This window comes from Dermatobacter hominis, assembly GCF_020715685.1.
Classification (GTDB): Bacteria; Actinomycetota; Acidimicrobiia; order Acidimicrobiales; family Microtrichaceae; genus Dermatobacter; species Dermatobacter hominis.
In genome coordinates this window covers 1,424,661-1,440,998 of record NZ_CP085840.1, presented here as the reverse complement: position 1 = coordinate 1,440,998, position 16,338 = coordinate 1,424,661, and the positions used below count along the sequence as shown (strand labels likewise).

Sequence of the window (16,338 nt, the reverse complement as noted above, 5' to 3'; positions counted from 1 at the left end):
CGTGCGCATCGCCCTCGGGGCGGACCACGCGGGCGTCGATCTCAAGGACCTGCTCGGCAAGCACCTGGCCGACCGCGGCGTCGAGATCATCGACCTCGGCACCCATGGTCACGACCGCGTCGACTACCCCGACTTCGGCGCCGCCGTCGGGCGTGCCGTCGCCGGCGGTGACGCCGACCTCGGCCTGTGCGTCTGCGGGTCGGGCATCGGCATCGCCATCGCCGCCAACAAGGTGCCGGGCGTGCGCGCCGCCACCGTGCACGACTCGACCTCGGCGCGCCTGGCGCGCGAGCACAACGACGCGAACGTGATCTGCATCGGCGAGCGCCTCACCGGGGAGGAGGTGGCCAAGGACGCGCTCGACGCGTGGTTGGACGCCGAGTTCCAGGGTGGCCGCCACGCCGGTCGGGTCGCGAAGATCGCGGACCTCGACGTCGGTCTCGGCTGAGCCCGACCACCGATCACGTCCGCCGACGGCGGACCCGAACGACAGGACCCCCGCCATGCCCTGGCCCACCCAGCCGGACACCGATATCACCGAGCTGATCGACCGCGAGGTCGAGCGCCAGAACACCGGTCTGCAGCTGATCGCCTCGGAGAACTTCACGTCCCCGGCGGTCATGGACGCCGTGGGCTCGGTGCTGACGAACAAGTACTCCGAGGGGTACCCCTCGAAGCGCTACTACGGCGGCAACCAGGTCGTCGACGAGATCGAGGACATCGCCCGCCGCCGCGTCTGCGAGCTGTTCGGGGCCGACGCCGCGAACGTGCAGCCGCACTCCGGTGCCAACGCCAACCTGGGCGTCTACCTGGCCCTGCTCGACGCCGGCGACACCGTGCTCGGCCTGAGCCTCGACCACGGCGGCCACCTGACGCACGGCTCGCCCGTCAACATCTCGGGCCGCTTCTACGACTTCGTGTCGTACGGCCTGACCCCGAGCGACGAGCGCCTCGACCTCGACCAGCTGCGCGACCTCGCCCTCGAGCACCGGCCGAAGATGATCGTCGCCGGCGCGACCGCCTACCCGCGGATCATCGACCCGGCCCCGATCCGGGAGATCTGCGACGAGGTCGGCGCCCTGTTCCTGTTCGACGCCGCCCACATCGCCGGCCTGATCGCCGGCGGCGCGCACCCGAACCCGGTGCCCTACGCGGACGTGGTCACGTTCACCACGCACAAGACGCTGCGCGGGCCGCGCGGCGGCTGCATCGTCTCCCGGGCCGAGCACGCCGCGGCGATCGACAAGGCGATCTTCCCCGGCCTGCAGGGCGGTCCGCTCGAGCACGTGATCGCGGGCAAGGCGGTGGCGTTCGCCGAGGCCGCCACCCCGGAGTTCGGCGACTACGCCCGCCAGATCGTCGCCAACGCCGCCGCGCTGGCCGACGCGCTGGGGGAGCGGGGCTTCCGCCTGGTCTCGGGCGGCACCGAGAACCACCTGATGCTCATCGACCTGCGCACGTTCGACGAGGAGCTCACCGGCAAGGACGCGCAGAACGCGCTCGACGACGCCGGGATCACGCTCAACAAGAACACCGTCCCCGACGACCCGCGCTCGCCCTTCGTCACCTCGGGCCTGCGGATCGGCACCCCGTCGGTCACCACCCAGGGCATGAAGGAGCCCGAGATGGTGCAGATCGCCGAGCTGATGACCCGGGTGCTGGCCGACACGGGCGATACGGCCGAGATCGCCGCGGTCCGCGACGACGTCCGGGCCCTCTGCTCGAAGTTCCCGGTCTACTGACCGGGCCTGGTCCCCGGTCGACTCAGGCGCCCCCGCGGCGCTTGAGCACCACGCCGACCGTGCGGGCGAGGATCGCCAGGTCGGTGACCAGCGACCAGTTGTCGACGTAGGAGAGGTCGAGCCGGGCGTAGGTCTCGAGCGAGGCGGTGTAGCGACCGCTGACCTGCCACATGCCGGTGATGCCGGGCTGGACCCGCAGGCGCTCCCACAGGGCCTCGTCCCACTGGTCGGCCTCGTTGGGCAGCGCCGGCCGGGGGCCGACCAGGCTCATGTCGCCCTTGACGACGTTGAACAGCTGCGGGAGCTCGTCGATCGAGGTCGCCCGCAGCAGGCGACCGACCCGGGTCACCCGCGGATCGTCGGTCATCTTGAACATCGGGCCGGCGGCCTCGTTCATCGCCTGCAGCTCCGCGAGCCGCTCCTCGGCGTCGTGGACCATGGTCCGGAGCTTGTAGAGCTCGAACGGGACCCCGTCCTTGCCGACCCGCTCCTGGCGGAAGATGACGCCCTTGCCCGAGGTGACCCGGATCGCCAGGGCGGACAGCAGCAGGATCGGGCTGACGAGCACGAGGCCGATGCTGGCCGCGACCAGGTCGAAGCCCCGCTTGGCGACCCGGCGCCAGCTGAACTGCGCGACCGGCTCGACGCACATGACCGGGTACCGGCCGAGCGGGCGCACGGAGATCCGGCTGGACGAGATGTCGCGCATGGCCGACGTCAGCTCGACGTAGAGGCCTTCGCGGGTCAGGTCCCGGATGAGCCGGTTCGCCGACTCCTGGTCGATGCCGGTGGTGGCGACGATGACGCCGCTGGCCTTGGTGGCCCGCACCAGGTCGAGCACCTCGGTGGTGCGGCCGAGGTACGGGCCGAGGTCGTGGCCGGCGCGCAGGTCGATCACGGGCCCGATCGGCACGTCGGCGACGAAGCCGACGACCTGGTAGCCGAGCTCGCGGTGCTCGCCGAGGGCGGAGGCCACCTCGGTGGCCTCCTCGTTGCGGCCGACGATGACCACCCGACGGGTCATCACGCCGCGGGCCCGGAACTCGTTGATGACCCGGCGGGCGAGCTCGCGCTCGAGGACCAGGGTCGCGGTGACGCTGAGCGCGACGACGACCAGCCAGGATCGCGACAGCTCCTCCTGCAGCAGCACCGAGATGCCGGCGAGCACGAGGATGCCGGCCAGCACGGAGTTGACGATCCGGCGGACCTCCTCGAGGCGGCGGCTGATCCGGCGGGCCTGGTAGAGGCCCTGGTGCGCGTAGAGGACGGGCCAGATCGGCAGCGATGCGAGGGCGGTCGGCAGGAGGCGCTCGGCGTGCGGATCGGTCCAGCCGGCCCAGGTGGTCACGGCGGTGGCGATGGCCAGGCCGCAGATCGTCGCGACGAGGTCGGCGCCGACGAGCGCGGCCTTGAGCTGGAGGGAGAACGGGATCCGGCGCAGCCGGCCCGGGCGCGGTCGGTCGCCGACGACCGACAGATCCGTGACCGGGAGCTCCGAGGTGGTGGGCTCGATGCTCACGCTGTTGCGGGCGAGCTGGGCATCCGCGTGCGATGACAGCGGACGTGGCCCGTCCTGCACTCGCGAGGCCTGGCCCCACTCCGGCTGCATCTGTCCCTCCTGCCACCGGGACGTCGCTGCACCTGGGTGACCGGCCTTCCTCGTCCGGTCACGATTCCCTTCCCAGCTGCCCCAGCGTCACCCGTCGTTCACCGGGCGTTTGTACCACATCCATCGGACGGCCGACAGGGTCCTCGCCGCCTCCAACAGAGGTCACACACGCCGGCGCTAGTGTCGCACGAGTGCGCGACTACCTGATCGTGATGGCGGTCTCGATCGCCGCCACGGCAGCGTCGGTGCCCTGGCTCCGCTCCCTCTCGCGCCGGGTCGGGGCGATGGCCCACCCCTCCGATCGGAGCGTGCACGCGACGGCCACCCCGGTGCTCGGCGGCGCCGCGCTCTTCATCGGCCTGCTCGCCGGCGTCGGCGTCGCCGCCCTGCTGCCCGACCTCGACCCGGTGTTCCAGACCCCGTCCAACGTCATCGGCGTCCTCGTGGCCGCGGCCGTCATGTTCGTGACCGGCCTCGTCGACGACATCCGCGACGTCTCGCCGCCCGCCAAGCTCGCGGGCATGGTGCTGTCGGGCTCGGTCCTGACGCTCGTCGGCCTCACCGTCATCTACTTCCGCGTGCCGTTCCTCGGCTTCACCGTCCTGCCGCCCGACCTGTCCGCGCTCGTGTCGGTGCTGTGGGTGGTGGTCATGGCGAACGCGGTCAACCTGATCGACGGCCTCGACGGCCTGGCCGCCGGCATCGTGGCGATCGCGTCGCTCGCCTTCTTCCTCTACGGCTGGCGGCTGCTCGACGTGGGCGTGCTCGACCCGTCGAACGTCGGCCCGCTCATCGCCATCGTGACCGCCGGCGCGTGCATCGGGTTCCTCCCGTTCAACATCAACCCCGCGAGCATCTTCATGGGCGACAGCGGCGCGCTGCTGCTCGGGCTGCTGCTCGCTTCGTCGACGATCGCGGTCGGCGGGCAGTCCGACGACCCGTTCTCGGGCCAGTCGTGGTTCTTCTTCGCGCCCCTGGTGATCCCGCTGTTCATCCTCGGCGTGCCGCTGCTCGACACCGCGTTCGCGATCGTCCGCCGGGCCACGCGTCGCTCGGGCGTCGCGACCGCCGACAAGGCGCACCTGCACCACCGGCTGATGGACCTCGGCCACGGGCATCGGCGCACGGTCGCGATCCTCTGGGCCTGGACCGCGCTGCTGAGCGCGTTCGTGCTGATCCCGGTCTTCACGAACCGGGGCAACGGCATCGTGCCGCTGGGCCTCCTGGCGCTCGGCCTCGCGCTGTTCACCGTCTTCGCCCCGCGGCTCGGGGAGCTGCGGGCCCGCTCCTGACGGCCCCGCCCCTGACGGAGCAGCCTCGACGAGCGCGCCCCGGCCGGCCGGGTCCGGGGCGCGCCGCTCAGGAGGCGGTGACGGTGTCGGTGTCGACGCCGGAGCGGATGACCGAGCCCGGTCGGGCGTCGGTGGCGGCGCCGTCGCGCACGACCTCGACCCCCGACACGTACACCGACCGCACGCCGACGGAGCCGGCGTAGAGGCGACCGGTGCCGCCGGGGAGGTCCTCGACCATCGAGAGCATCTCGGAGTCGACGACCTCGGGATCGAACAGCACGAGGTCGGCGTGCGCGCCCTCGCGGATCACGCCGCGGTCGCGGAGGCCGAACAGCGCGGCGGGCACCGACGTCATCATCCGCACCGCGTCCTCGAGCGTCGTGAGCTTGCGCCCGCGGAGGCTGTCGGCGAGGAACCGCGTCGGGTAGTTCGCGCCCTGCATGCGGTCGAGGTGCGCGCCGGCGTCGGAGCCGCCCAGCATGACGGCGGGGTGCTGCCAGGCCTGGCGGCGCAGCTCCCAGGACTCGGGGTCCGCATCGGTCGCCCCGGGCCAGAGGACGGTCTGCAGGTCGTCGGCGATGACGATGTCGAGCAGCGCGTCGAACGGCGTGGTGCCGCGCTCCGCGGCGATGTCGCCGACGCGCCGGCCCGTCAGGCCCTCGTTCTCGGGCGAGAACGTGTCGCCGATGACGTAGGTGTCCCACCCGGTCAGGCGGGCGAACACGCCGGCGTCGGGCGACGCCGCCCGCTCCTCCATGAACCGCCGCGTCGCCGGGTCCTCGAGCTTCTCGATGCGCTCCGGCACCGGCAGCCCGAGGATGTCGCCCCAGTCCGGCATCATGTTCAGCGCGCAGTAGTTGAGGAAGCTCATGTTCATGCCGACGATCACCGGCATCGTGAGCGCCACGACGCGGGCGCCCGCCCCGGCGGCCCGGTCCATCGCGGCGAGCTGGTTGCGGTACCGCTCGGGCGCGTGGGAGTCGACGGTCAGCACGTTCCAGTTCAACGGCCGGTTGCCGGCCTTCGAGAACCGGATCATGAACTCGACCTCGTCGTCGTCGAAGCCGTCGAGGCAGCCGTCGGACGCGAACTCGAGCGTGGTGCCGTCGTGCTCGGAGACGACCTCGGCCAGCGCCAGCAGCTCGGGCTCCTCGGCCCAGCGCGACGCCACGGGCTGGCCGTCGCCGTCGGAGTGGGTGCGGGCCCGGGTGGTGGAGAAGCCGAGGCCGCCGGCGCGGATCGACTCGGCCAGCAGGTCCCTCATCGCCCGGAGCTGGTCGTCGGAGGGCTGCGAGCCGACGGCGTCGGCGCCCATCACGCGGCGCCGCAGCGCGCAGTGGCCGACGAGGAACCCGGCGTTGACGGCCAGGTTGCCGTCGAAGCGGGCGAGGTACTCGTCGAAGGTCTCCCAGTCCCACTCGATGCCCTGCTCGAGCGCGGCGAGCGGCATGCCCTCGACCTTGGCCATCATGCGCCGCGTGTAGTCGCCGTCACCCGGCGCGAGCGGGGCCAGCGTGAAGCCGCAGTTGCCGCCGATCACCGTGGTCACGCCGTGCACGCTCGACGGCGACGCGGTCGGGTCCCAGAGGAGCTGCGCGTCGTAGTGGGTGTGCGGGTCGACGAAGCCGGGGCAGAGGACCAGGCCGGTCGCGTCGACCTCCTCGGCCGCGCCGTCGAGCTCGCCCGAGCCCGGCTCCGCCACGACGGCGATGCGGCCGTCGGCGATCCCCACGTCGCCGAGGCGGGACGGCGCCCCGGTGCCGTCGACGATGGTGACGTTGCGGATCGCGAGGTCCACGCGAGCTCCCCCTGGTGAGATTCGTCGGGATGGCGCACGGCCACCGGTGGGTGGTTTCGTGCGGGGTGATTGACGTGAATCTGACGGTCTGTCAGATTCTTCGTCCATCGTTGCAGAGCCGCACCCGGGACGGCAACGCGACCAGGGGCTCCGACGGCTCCGGGACCGGCCAGCCAGGGGCGCCGGGGTTCGAGCCGTCGGGCACAGGTGACGGAGGTCATCTGGTAGAAACCACCGGACGCGACCGGGGCCGAGGCGGGCAACCGTCGGCACATCCCGTTCGGCACAGGGGCACACGTTCAGGTTCACAGGGGGTCAGAACAGATGGACGGTCAGTTCACTCATGGACGCCTTCGCAGGGGTCGCATCCGGATCGGGGGGCTCGTCGCGCTGTTCGCCGCGATCGCGCTCGTCGCGGGTGCGTGCGGGGCGTCCGGCGGGAGCGGTGAGGAGGCCGAAGGGGACGGCTCGACCACGACGACCGCGGCGGGCGGCACGGCCACCAGCGCGAAGTGGGGCGACATGGACTCGCCCTGCGGCGAGGGCGACCTGAAGGTCAAGGACGGCGAGGGCGGCACCGGGACCGACAAGCTCTACATCGGCGTGCCGAACGACCGCGGCGCCGAGATCCGCCCGGGCCTCAACAAGGAGGTCTGGGACGCGTCCCAGTCCTTCGCCGCCTGGTGCAACGAGCAGGGCGGCATCGGCGGGCTGCAGATCGAGCTCGTCGACCTCGACGCGAAGCTCTTCCAGGTCGAGGCGGCCATGTCCAAGGCCTGCACGTCGGTGTTCGCCCTCGTCGGCGGCGCCTTCACGCAGGACAACATGGAGTTCACCGGCAAGGACGGCTCGGACTTCCACAAGTGCAAGCTGATCGATATCCCGGCGTTCGCCGTGTCTGTGGAGAAGGGCCTGTCCAACGGCCAGGTGCAGCCGCTGCCCAACCCGCCGAACAAGAAGTCCGAGCAGTGGATCATGGACTTCAAGGAGGTGTACCCGGAGGAGTCGAAGAAGAACATCGTCGTCGCCGGCGAGCTCCCGTCGCTGAAGTCGGTCCACATGCAGTACGACGCCGCCGTCCAGGAGGTGGGCGGCATCGAGCAGCTCGACCCGCTGTCCTACCCGGTCACGGGCATGGCCGACTGGACGCCGCTCGCCCAGAAGGTGATCGACAGCGGCGCCGGGTCCCTCTACTGGATCGGCGAGCCGTCGAACGCCGCGAACCTCATGGCCAAGCTCAAGGAGCAGGGCTGGGAGGGCATCGCGCTCAACGAGACCAACGTCTACGACGCCAACTACTTCTCCGCCGGTCCGCAGGCGGTCGAGGGCTCGGTCGTGCGCCTGGCCTTCCACCCGTTCGAGGAGGCCGACAAGTGGCCGGCCATCAAGCAGTACCAGGACTCGCTGAAGAAGTACGTGCCGGACGGCAAGGAGGCCGCGCTCGGCCTGCAGAGCACGTCCGCCTGGCTGCTGTTCGCCACCGCCGTGAAGGCCTGCGGTGAGAAGAACGGCGGCGTCGTCGACCGCACCTGCGTGCTGCAGGAGGCCGCGGCCCAGAAGGACTGGACCGCCGGCGGCACCCACGCCCCGACCGATCCGGGCGGCGACCCGCCGGAGTGCGGGATGCTCGTGGTCGTGAAGGACGGCGAGTTCGAGCGCCTGTACCCCGAGATCGGCGGCAAGGGTGACGACCAGGACGGCTTCCACTGCCCCGAGGGCAGCATCGCCACCGTGACCGAGGAGCTCCCGGCCAAGGGAGCGGTCGACCCGTCCCGGCCGATCTGAGGACCGACGCCACCGTGACCACGCCACGACCGCTCGATCCCTCGAGGAGCTGAGTTGGACAAGTTCCTGACGTTCACCATCGCCGGTCTGTCGACCGCCGCCATCTACGCCATCGCGGCCTCCGGCCTCGTGGTGACCTACACGACCTCGGGCATCTTCAACTTCGCCCACGGTGCGTTCGGGATGCTCGCGGCGTTCGCCTACTGGCAGGTGAACCAGGGCTGGGGCGTCCCGGTCATCCCCTCGGTGATCCTGGTCGTGTTCGTGATGGCGCCGCTCTTCGGGGCCGGGATCGAGCGCGGGATCATGCGCGGGATCGAGGGCGCGTCGGAGGTGGTGAAGATCGTCGTGACGGTCAGCCTCATGGTGGCGCTGCTCGGCATCGCCAACGTGATCTGGCCGCCCGACGTGGCGCGACCCGTGCCGCCGTTCTTCGCGGGCAAGACCGTGGAGATCGCCGGCGTGGCGGTGCCGTACTCCCGCATCCTCACGATGGTGATCGCCATCGCGGTGGCGATCGGCCTGCGGCTGGTGCTGCGGCGCACGCGGCTCGGCGTGGCCATGCGGGCCATCGTCGACGACCGGGCGCTGCTCCAGCTCAACGGCGGCCGGCCCGGCCGCACCGCGATGCTGGCGTGGGCGCTCGGTGCCGGCCTCGCCGCGGTGTCGGGCGTGCTGATCGCGTCGGAGCAGACGCTGAGCGCCGTGACGCTCACGCTGCTCGTGATCAACGCCTACGCCGTGGCCGTCGTCGGCCGCCTGCGGTCGCTGCCGGGCGCGTTCCTGGGCGCGGTCGTGCTCGGCCTCGCCGAGTCCTACGCCACCGGCTACATCGACCCGTCGTACGCGCTCGGACCGATCAGCCTGCAGAACCTCCGGACGGCGATCCCCGCGGTGATGCTCTTCGTGGTCATCCTCATCCAGCCCGAGGCCCGGCTCCGCGCCCAGGGCGCCAGCCGGCCGCGGTCGCCGGTGCGGCCGCCGTCGCAGGTCACCGCGATCTGGGGCGGCATCGCGCTCGTGCTCGTCGCCGCCGCGGTGGGGTCGCTGCTGTCGGGGCCCGACCTCAACCTCGTGTCGAAGGGCTTCGGCTTCGCGCTCATCACCCTGTCGCTGGTTCCGCTCACCGGCTACGCCGGCCAGATCTCGCTCGCCCAGATGACCTTCACCGGCATCGGCGCCCTCGCGATGGCGACGTGGGGCGCGACGGGGTCGCCGGTGGGCGTGGTGATCGCCGTCGTGCTGTGCGCGGTCGTCGGCGCGGTCGTGGCGCTCCCGGCGCTGCGCCTGTCGGGCATCTACCTCGCGCTGGCCACGGCGGCCTTCGCCCTGTTCTGCACCGCGATGGTCTTCGGCCAGGCCGAGGTCATGCCCGGCGGGTCGATCCAGGTGCCGGGACTCGACATCTTCGGGTTCCAGATCACCAACGACTACCGGCAGCTCATCCTCTTCGCCGTGGCCTTCGCGCTGCTCGGCAACCTGCTGGTGCTGCTGCGCCGGAGCGCGTGGGGGCGGCGGCTCGCGGCGATGAAGGACTCGCCCGTGGCCTGCGCCACCCTCGGCCTCAACCTGACGTCGACGAAGGTCGGCGTCTTCGCGCTGTCCGCCGCCATCGCCGGCCTGGGCGGCGCGCTGGCGGGCCGGACGTTCATCGCCGACGACTTCAGCCTCACCAACTCGCTGCCCATCACGATGCTGGCCGTCGTCGGCGGCATCGGCTCCGTCGCCGGGGCGTTCTTCGGCGGCCTGCTGCTCGGCGCCATCCCGATCGCCTCGACGGTGTTCGCCGCCAACGCGATCGGCATCTTCCGCTTCGTGTCGCTGCCGGTCCGTGACGTCCTGAGCTTCACCCCCGGGATGATGGGCATCAGCCTCGGCCGCGAGCCCGACGGCGCCGCGCCCCAGATGGCCGCCGGCTACCGGGCGGTGGGGGACTCGGTGCCCTCGCTCGTGGTCGCCGGCGCCGGCGCCGCGCTCCTCTGGCTCGCCACGAGGGCCGACGTCATCACCAAGTGGTCGTTCTTCGCGGCGATCCTCGTCTTCCTGGTCGCGGTCGTCCCGCTGTGCCCGATCCTGTTCGCGCCCTCGACGCCCGACGGCCCTCGGCCGAGGCGGGCGGCCACCGCCATCTGGCTCCTGCTGGTCGTGGGCTTCGCCGCCTTCTTCCCGTGGGCCGACCGGATCGGCTCGAACGGCTGGCGCCTGATCGCGATCGGCGTCTTCACGTTCCTCTCGGTGCGGGTGGCGATCGGCATCCTCGGCGTGGTCCCCGAGGCCATGCAGAAGGCCGAGGTCGCGTCGCCCGACGAGGTGGGGCTCGACCGGCCGCTCACGCGGGCCGACGCCCTCGACGCCGGTCGTGCGCTCGGCCTCGACGAGGAGGAGATGCCGCCGACCGGGCGACCCGTGCCGGCCGGGGTCGGTGCCGGAGGCGGGGCATGAGCGCGCTCGAGGTCCGCGACCTGTCGGTGCGCTTCGGCGGCCACCTCGCCGTCGGCGGCGTCACGCTGTCGGTCGACCCCGGTCGCATCTGCGGGCTCATCGGCCCCAACGGTGCGGGGAAGACCACGACCTTCAACGCGGTGTGCGGCGTGATCAACCCCACGTCGGGCACCATCGTCCTCGGCGGCAAGGACATCTCGCGGCTCAGCACCCACCAGCGGGCCCGTGCCGGCATCGGCCGGACGTTCCAGCGCCTCGAGGTGTTCTCGTCGCTGACGGTCCGGGACAACGTGCGCGTGGGCCTCGAGATCCGGCGGGGATGGTCGCGCCGGCGGTCGCCCGCCCCCGCGTTCCTCGCGGGCGGCGCCGACATCGCGCCCGCCGACGAGGTGGAGCTGATCCTCGACCGCCTGCAGCTGCGCGAGCTCGCGGAGCTGCCCGTCGGCGCCCTGCCCACCGGGCAGGCCCGGCTCGTCGAGCTCGGTCGTGCGCTCGCCGCGCGCCCCCAGGTGCTGCTGCTCGACGAGCCGGCCTCGGGACTCGACGAGCGAGAGACCGTCGACTTCGGCGCCCTGCTCGTCGACCTCGCCCGGGCCGGACTCGGCATCCTCCTCGTCGAGCACGACATCTCGCTCGTCATGCGGGTGTGCGAGCACCTCTCGGTGCTCGACTTCGGGCAGGTCATCGCGACCGGCACGCCCGACGAGATCCGCTCCAACGAGGCCGTGCTCGCCGCCTACCTCGGCTCGGCCAGCGGCGACGAGGACCTGATCGACGCCGCGGCCCTGGCGGAGACCGCCGTGAGCGGCAACGGCAACTCGGCGTCCACCGACGGAGGCCCGACGTGACCGAACCGCTCCTGGAGCTCCGCGGCATCCGCGCCGCCTACGGGACGATCGAGGTGCTGCACGGCATCGACCTCAAGGTGATGCCCGGCCAGGTGGTCGCGCTGCTCGGGCCCAACGGCGCCGGCAAGACCACCACGCTCGCGGTGGCCTCGGGCCAGCTGGCCCCGACGAGCGGCCAGCTGATGGTCGCCGGACGCGACGTCACGGGCATCAGCCCCGACTCGCTGGCCCGCCGGGGGCTGACGACCATCCCGGAGGGCAAGGGCATCTTCCCGAACCTGACCGTCCGGGACAACCTGGTCATGGCCACCTACGCGGGGATCTCGATCGCCCGCGTCGAAGAGGTCGCCTACACGCAGTTCCCCCGGCTCAAGGAGCGGCGCACCCAGACCGCCGGCACGCTCTCGGGCGGCGAGCAGCAGATGCTCGCCATGGCCCGTGGGCTGGCCGTCGAGCCGGCCGTGCTGCTCCTCGACGAGCTGTCCATGGGCCTCGCGCCGCTGGTCGTGGAGGAGCTGTACGGCATCGTGTCGCAGATCGCACGCTCCGGGACGTCGATCCTGGTGGTGGAGCAGTTCGCCCGAACGGTGCTGGGCGTGGCCGACCTGGCCGCGATCATGGTCAACGGGACGATCCGCCAGGTCGGTCGTCCCGACGAGGTGGAACGGGAGCTGTCGTCGGCCTACCTCGGCGGCTGAACGACGGGGTGGCCGGAGCGGTCGCCGCAGTACGACAGGAACGACAAGGAGCGAACCAGACATGACGATCGACGAACCCACGGCGGCACCGACGGCTCCCGGCGGCGACACCGCCCGCGTCGCGCAGTTCCGCGAGGAGATCGACTCGCTGAAGCTCAAGGGCGGCTCCGCCGACGGCGAGAAGCGGCTGCTGGCGCTCGGCGTGATCCTGATGGTGGTCGGACTCGGGCTGGCCGTCTTCGGCGCGGTCGAGGTCGGCCTGATGGGCGACTCGCCCGCCGACCAGCGGGCCTACATGGCACAGGGCTCGTTCCTGGGCATCGCCCTGGTGATCGCGGGCGGCGCGCTGTTCGTGCGCTACTCGCTCGCCCGGTACCTCCGCTTCTGGCTCATCCGCTCGGCCTACGAGCAGCGCGCCAACGCGGACCGCATCGTGGACGCCATCGAGCGGGCCGCCGGCCCGGTCGAGGCGCCGGCGCCGCAGGTCGTCCCGCCGGCGTACTCGCCCACGTCGACGTCCCAGCCCTGACCGGCGGAGGTCGGAGACAGCCCTGACCGGCGGAGGTCGGAGACAGCCCTGACCGGCGGAGGTCGGAGACAGCCCTGACCGGCGGAGGTCGGAGACAGCCCTGACCGGGGCGCCGGCCGGGCCGGCGTGACAGCGTCGCAGCCCGTCCGATTTGCGGCCTCACGAGGGCGCACGTAGATTGCGAAAGGTTTCACAAGCATCCGTCCGCGGCGTTCGACGCGTCCCGACGGCAGCGCCGGAAACGCTCCCACCATGGCCGAAGATCGCACCGACACCGAGCCCTCCGAGGGCTCCCAGACCGAGCTCACGCGGTCGCTGAACCGCAGCGCCGGCAGCTTCGAGCTGGTGTTCGCGCCCGTGATCATGGCGCTGATCGGCCTGTGGCTCGACCGCACGTTCGACACCGTCCCGCTCTTCACGGTCGGCCTCGCCATCTTCGGTGCGCTCGGCGCCGGTGCGTCGATGTACTTCTCGTACCACCGCCAGCTCGAGCAGCTCGCGGCGCAGGGCCGGATCCCCGTCGAGCGGCCGGCCCGCCAGTACCACTTCCGCAACCGCTCCGACGCCCGGCCCGCCGCGGTCGACGCCGACGAGCTGCCGGGGGAGCAGTCGTGAGCGGCCCCGCCGACCCGGACGCCGGCGTGCTCGGCCCCCGCATCGAGGGTCCGTCACCGGCCATGGCCGTGGCCCTCGACATCGTGAAGCGCAGCATCTGGGCCGTGCCGATCGCCGTGATCGCATCGGCGGCGTTCTGGGGGCTCGACGGCGTGTGGTCCACCCTCTACGGGCTCGCCATCGTCGTGGTGAACTTCCTGCTCGCCGGCTGGCTGCTCCAGGTGGGCGGCCGCATGGGCGCCGCCGCCATGGGCGCCGCCGCCATGTTCGGGTTCCTGTTCCGGCTGGGCCTGATCATGGTCGCGGTGCTGGCGGTCCGGAACCAGCCCTGGGTGGAGCTGGTCCCGCTGGGGCTGACCATCATCGTCACGCACCTCGGCCTGCTCTTCTGGGAGCTGCGCCACATCTCGAGCTCGCTCGCCTTCCCCGGACTCAAGCCGCAGGCGACGCCGAACCCGTTCCTGCCCACCTCGGACGACGAGTCCGAGCCGGGCGACCCGTCCACGTCAGCCGCAGCGCAGTCCTCGACTGCGCCGTAGAAGGAGCCAGACCGAATGCCCGGCCTCGCGCTGCTCAACGCCCCGATCTCGATCCTCGCCGCCGAAGACGGCGGCGGTGGGATGCAGTTCCCGCCGATCGACCACATCGTCAAGTGGCCGGCGTGGTTCGGCGAGGGCACGTTCTACGAGTTCAACAAGATCACCTTCATCTCGTTCATCGCGATGATCGTCCCGGTGATCCTGTTCCTGCTCGCCGGCCGCAACGCCAAGCTGGTCCCGACGGGCCTGCAGAACGTGATGGAGACCTCGATCGACTTCGTCGAGGACCAGGTCGTCCTGCCCGCGATCGGCCCCGAGGGCAAGCGCTACATGCCGATGCTCATCTCGATGTTCTTCTTCATCTGGATCGGCAACATCTTCGAGGTCATCCCGTCGGCGCACATGCCTGCGAACGCCCGCATGGCGAACCCGCTGGTGCTCGCCGTCGTGGCGTGGGTGATGTTCATCGGCGTCGGCGTCAAGCACAACGGGCTGCGCTACTTCAAGGAGGCGCTGTTCCCGCCGGGCGTGCCCAAGGCGCTGTACATCCTCGTGACGCCGATCGAGCTCCTCTCGACCTTCATCATCCGGCCCTTCTCCCTGGCCGTCCGACTCTTCGCCAACATGCTCGCCGGCCACATCCTGCTGGTGACCTTCGCCGTGCTCTGCATCACCCTCTGGTCGGCCAGCATCCTCGCCGGCGTCCTGCTGCTGAGCTTCCCCATGCTCGTCGCCTTCACCGGCTTCGAGTTCATGGTCGCCTTCCTGCAGGCGTTCATCTTCAGCCTGCTGACCGCCGTCTACATCGGCGGCGCCCTGCACCCGGCGCACTGAGCCGGGCGCACCGCACGAGCCCGTCAGAACAGATCTTCAAACAGCAACCTGGTCGACAGACCACCGCAACAGGAGAACCCAATCCAATGAGCGCACTGCACCACGCCGCAGGGATCCTTGCCCAGGCGGGCGATCAGATCGACGCCGACGGCCTGAAGGCTGCCGAAGGCGCCTCCTCCGCCGGCTTCGCCTACGGCCTCGCCGCCATCGGCCCGGGCATCGGCATCGGCTACCTCGTCGGCCAGGCCGTCCAGGCCATGGCCCGCCAGCCCGAGTCGGCCGGCCAGGTCCAGACCACGATGTTCCTCGGCATCGCCTTCACCGAGGCCCTGGCCCTCATCGGCTTCGTGGTCTTCATCCTGCTCAAGTTCGTCTGATCCGACGAACCCCGCAGGACCGACCGAACGAACTGACCCGAAGCCAAGGAACGGGAGTACCCGATGCTCGCTCAACTGAGTGTGCTGGCCGCCGAGACCGCGGAGAGCGCCGAGAAGATCAACCCCGTCGTCCCCGACGTCATCGGTGAGATCTTCTGGGGCGCCGTGTTCTTCTTCCTGCTCTGGATCCTGATGCGCTACGTCTGCCTCCCCCCGCTGCTGCGGGTCCGGGCGCAGCGTGACGCGCAGGTCCAGGCCGACAACGAGGCGGCCGAGGCCGCCTCGGCGCAGGCCGAGCAGGTGCGGCGCGACTACGACGCCACGATCGGCGAGGCCCGGGGCGAGGCGTCGCGCGTGCTGGAGGAGGCGCGTTCGGCCGCCGAGGCGCAGCGCAGCCAGCGGGTCGCGGCGGTCGAGACCGAGATCGGCGCCGAGCGGCAGGCCGCGATGGCCGAGCTGGAGCAGGAGCGGGCCGCGGCGCTGGGCCAGCTGACCGGTGACGTCGCCGACCTGGCGGTCACCGCGGCGTCCAAGGTCGTGCAGGCCCCGCTCGACCCGGCGTCGCACCGGGCGACCGTCGACGACTACGTCAACCGCTCCGGCGGGCAGCGCTGAGCCGGGAGGAACGAACATCGTGAACGCACTCATCACCCTCGCTTCGGAGGGCAGCAACGGCAAGTGGCTCCCGGCCGACATCAACGAGGTCATCTGGGGCACCCTCGCCTTCCTCATCATCGCCTTCGCGCTGGTGAAGTTCGGCGGCCCGTTCGTGAAGAACGGTCTGAAGAGCCGCTCCCAGAAGGTCGCCGACCGCCTGGGCGAGGCGTCCTCCGCACGTGAAGCGGCCGAGGCCGAGCGGGACCGGATCAAGGCAGCGCTCGCCGATTCGGACTCCGAGGCCGCCCGCATCGTCGAGGAGGCCCGTCGGGCCGCCGACCAGCTGGGCACCGACACCGAGACCCGCACCGACCAGGAGATCGTCACGCTGCGCGAGCGTGCGACCACCGACCTGGCCGCCACCCGCATCCAGGCGACGGCCGACCTCTCGGGCGAGCTCTCCCGCCTGGCCCTCGGCGCCGCCGAGGAGGTCGTCGCCGGCTCGCTCGACGACGCCGCCCAGCAGCGCCTGATCGACGAGTACATCAGCCAGGTCGGCTCGCAGAACTGACCGGCACGGTGCCGCCGCGCGCGGCACCGACCCAGCAGCAGATCGAACCGCCCGACGGACAC

The 16,338-nt window shown here is 71.5% G+C and carries 16 protein-coding genes; 14 read left to right on the top strand and 2 right to left on the bottom strand.

The window, feature by feature from the left end:
- Position 1 precedes the first annotated feature (1 nt).
- Entirely contained in the window at positions 2-448 is a 447-nt protein-coding gene (gene rpiB, locus LH044_RS06690) for a ribose 5-phosphate isomerase B (protein WP_374210596.1), read from the top strand.
- Between the two features lie 55 nt (positions 449-503).
- Positions 504-1,742, top strand: a complete 1,239-nt coding sequence (glyA, locus tag LH044_RS06685; RefSeq protein WP_227759023.1) for a serine hydroxymethyltransferase — start codon at positions 504-506, stop codon at positions 1,740-1,742.
- A 22-nt stretch (positions 1,743-1,764) separates the two neighbouring features.
- Here glyA and LH044_RS06680 read toward each other — a convergent pair whose 3' ends face one another.
- Positions 1,765-3,351, bottom strand: a complete 1,587-nt coding sequence (locus tag LH044_RS06680) for a sugar transferase (protein WP_227759022.1) — start codon at positions 3,349-3,351, stop codon at positions 1,765-1,767.
- Positions 3,352-3,542: 191 nt separating this feature from the next.
- On the opposite strand from LH044_RS06680, the gene LH044_RS06675 reads away from it, so the two are divergent.
- Positions 3,543-4,643 (top strand): glycosyltransferase family 4 protein, encoded by a 1,101-nt coding sequence (locus LH044_RS06675; protein ID WP_227759021.1) that lies wholly within the window; start codon positions 3,543-3,545, stop codon positions 4,641-4,643.
- Between the two features lie 67 nt (positions 4,644-4,710).
- Here the strand turns inward: LH044_RS06675 and LH044_RS06670 are convergent, their stop codons facing one another.
- Positions 4,711-6,441 carry an N-acyl-D-amino-acid deacylase family protein gene (locus LH044_RS06670; protein ID WP_227759020.1) on the bottom strand — a complete coding sequence of 577 codons (1,731 nt, stop codon included), beginning with the start codon at positions 6,439-6,441 and terminating at the stop codon, positions 4,711-4,713.
- Positions 6,442-6,765: 324 nt separating this feature from the next.
- On the opposite strand from LH044_RS06670, the gene LH044_RS06665 reads away from it, so the two are divergent.
- The 11 genes from LH044_RS06665 (at position 6,766) to atpF (LH044_RS06615) (ending at position 16,276) form a co-directional block, all read left to right on the top strand.
- Positions 6,766-8,226: an ABC transporter substrate-binding protein gene (locus LH044_RS06665; RefSeq protein WP_227759019.1), complete on the top strand. Its 1,461-nt coding sequence runs from the start codon at positions 6,766-6,768 to the stop codon at positions 8,224-8,226.
- A gap of 54 nt (positions 8,227-8,280) precedes the next feature.
- A complete protein-coding gene (locus LH044_RS06660) occupies positions 8,281-10,668 on the top strand; it encodes an ABC transporter permease (RefSeq protein WP_227759018.1) in 2,388 nt (795 codons plus the stop codon).
- Positions 10,665-11,516 carry an ABC transporter ATP-binding protein gene (locus LH044_RS06655; RefSeq protein ID WP_227759017.1) on the top strand — a complete coding sequence of 284 codons (852 nt, stop codon included), beginning with the start codon at positions 10,665-10,667 and terminating at the stop codon, positions 11,514-11,516. Before LH044_RS06660 ends, LH044_RS06655 begins: the two co-directional genes overlap by 4 nt.
- Positions 11,513-12,214 (top strand): ABC transporter ATP-binding protein, encoded by a 702-nt coding sequence (locus LH044_RS06650; protein ID WP_227759016.1) that lies wholly within the window; start codon positions 11,513-11,515, stop codon positions 12,212-12,214. The genes LH044_RS06655 and LH044_RS06650 overlap by 4 nt, the downstream gene beginning before the upstream one ends.
- 61 nt (positions 12,215-12,275) lie before the next feature.
- On the top strand, positions 12,276-12,743 hold the full coding sequence (locus LH044_RS06645; RefSeq protein WP_227759015.1) for a tetraspanin family protein: 468 nt from the start codon (positions 12,276-12,278) through the stop codon (positions 12,741-12,743).
- Between the two features lie 252 nt (positions 12,744-12,995).
- Positions 12,996-13,358 carry an AtpZ/AtpI family protein gene (locus LH044_RS06640; RefSeq protein WP_227759014.1) on the top strand — a complete coding sequence of 121 codons (363 nt, stop codon included), beginning with the start codon at positions 12,996-12,998 and terminating at the stop codon, positions 13,356-13,358.
- Complete coding sequence (locus LH044_RS06635) at positions 13,355-13,897, top strand: ATP synthase subunit I (protein ID WP_227759013.1); 543 nt, start codon at positions 13,355-13,357, stop codon at positions 13,895-13,897. Before LH044_RS06640 ends, LH044_RS06635 begins: the two co-directional genes overlap by 4 nt.
- A 15-nt stretch (positions 13,898-13,912) precedes the next feature.
- Complete coding sequence (gene atpB, locus LH044_RS06630) at positions 13,913-14,731, top strand: F0F1 ATP synthase subunit A (protein WP_227759012.1); 819 nt, start codon at positions 13,913-13,915, stop codon at positions 14,729-14,731.
- Between the two features lie 86 nt (positions 14,732-14,817).
- On the top strand, positions 14,818-15,108 hold the full coding sequence (gene atpE / locus LH044_RS06625; RefSeq protein ID WP_227759011.1) for an ATP synthase F0 subunit C: 291 nt from the start codon (positions 14,818-14,820) through the stop codon (positions 15,106-15,108).
- A gap of 63 nt (positions 15,109-15,171) precedes the next feature.
- Positions 15,172-15,723: a F0F1 ATP synthase subunit B gene (gene atpF / locus LH044_RS06620; protein ID WP_227759010.1), complete on the top strand. Its 552-nt coding sequence runs from the start codon at positions 15,172-15,174 to the stop codon at positions 15,721-15,723.
- A gap of 19 nt (positions 15,724-15,742) precedes the next feature.
- On the top strand, positions 15,743-16,276 hold the full coding sequence (gene atpF / locus LH044_RS06615; RefSeq protein ID WP_227759009.1) for a F0F1 ATP synthase subunit B: 534 nt from the start codon (positions 15,743-15,745) through the stop codon (positions 16,274-16,276).
- The last annotated feature ends 62 nt before the right edge of the window (positions 16,277-16,338 follow it).

Coding starts and splice junctions, on each gene's coding strand:
- glyA (WP_227759023.1), top strand. CDS start 504: ATGCCCTGGCCCACCCAGCCGGACACCGATATCACCGAGCTGATCGAC.
- LH044_RS06680 (WP_227759022.1), bottom strand. CDS start 3,351: ATGCAGCCGGAGTGGGGCCAGGCCTCGCGAGTGCAGGACGGGCCACGT.
- LH044_RS06665 (WP_227759019.1), top strand. CDS start 6,766: ATGGACGGTCAGTTCACTCATGGACGCCTTCGCAGGGGTCGCATCCGG.
- LH044_RS06655 (WP_227759017.1), top strand. CDS start 10,665: ATGAGCGCGCTCGAGGTCCGCGACCTGTCGGTGCGCTTCGGCGGCCAC.
- LH044_RS06645 (WP_227759015.1), top strand. CDS start 12,276: ATGACGATCGACGAACCCACGGCGGCACCGACGGCTCCCGGCGGCGAC.
- LH044_RS06640 (WP_227759014.1), top strand. CDS start 12,996: ATGGCCGAAGATCGCACCGACACCGAGCCCTCCGAGGGCTCCCAGACC.
- atpB (WP_227759012.1), top strand. CDS start 13,913: ATGCCCGGCCTCGCGCTGCTCAACGCCCCGATCTCGATCCTCGCCGCC.
- atpE (WP_227759011.1), top strand. CDS start 14,818: ATGAGCGCACTGCACCACGCCGCAGGGATCCTTGCCCAGGCGGGCGAT.
- atpF (WP_227759010.1), top strand. CDS start 15,172: ATGCTCGCTCAACTGAGTGTGCTGGCCGCCGAGACCGCGGAGAGCGCC.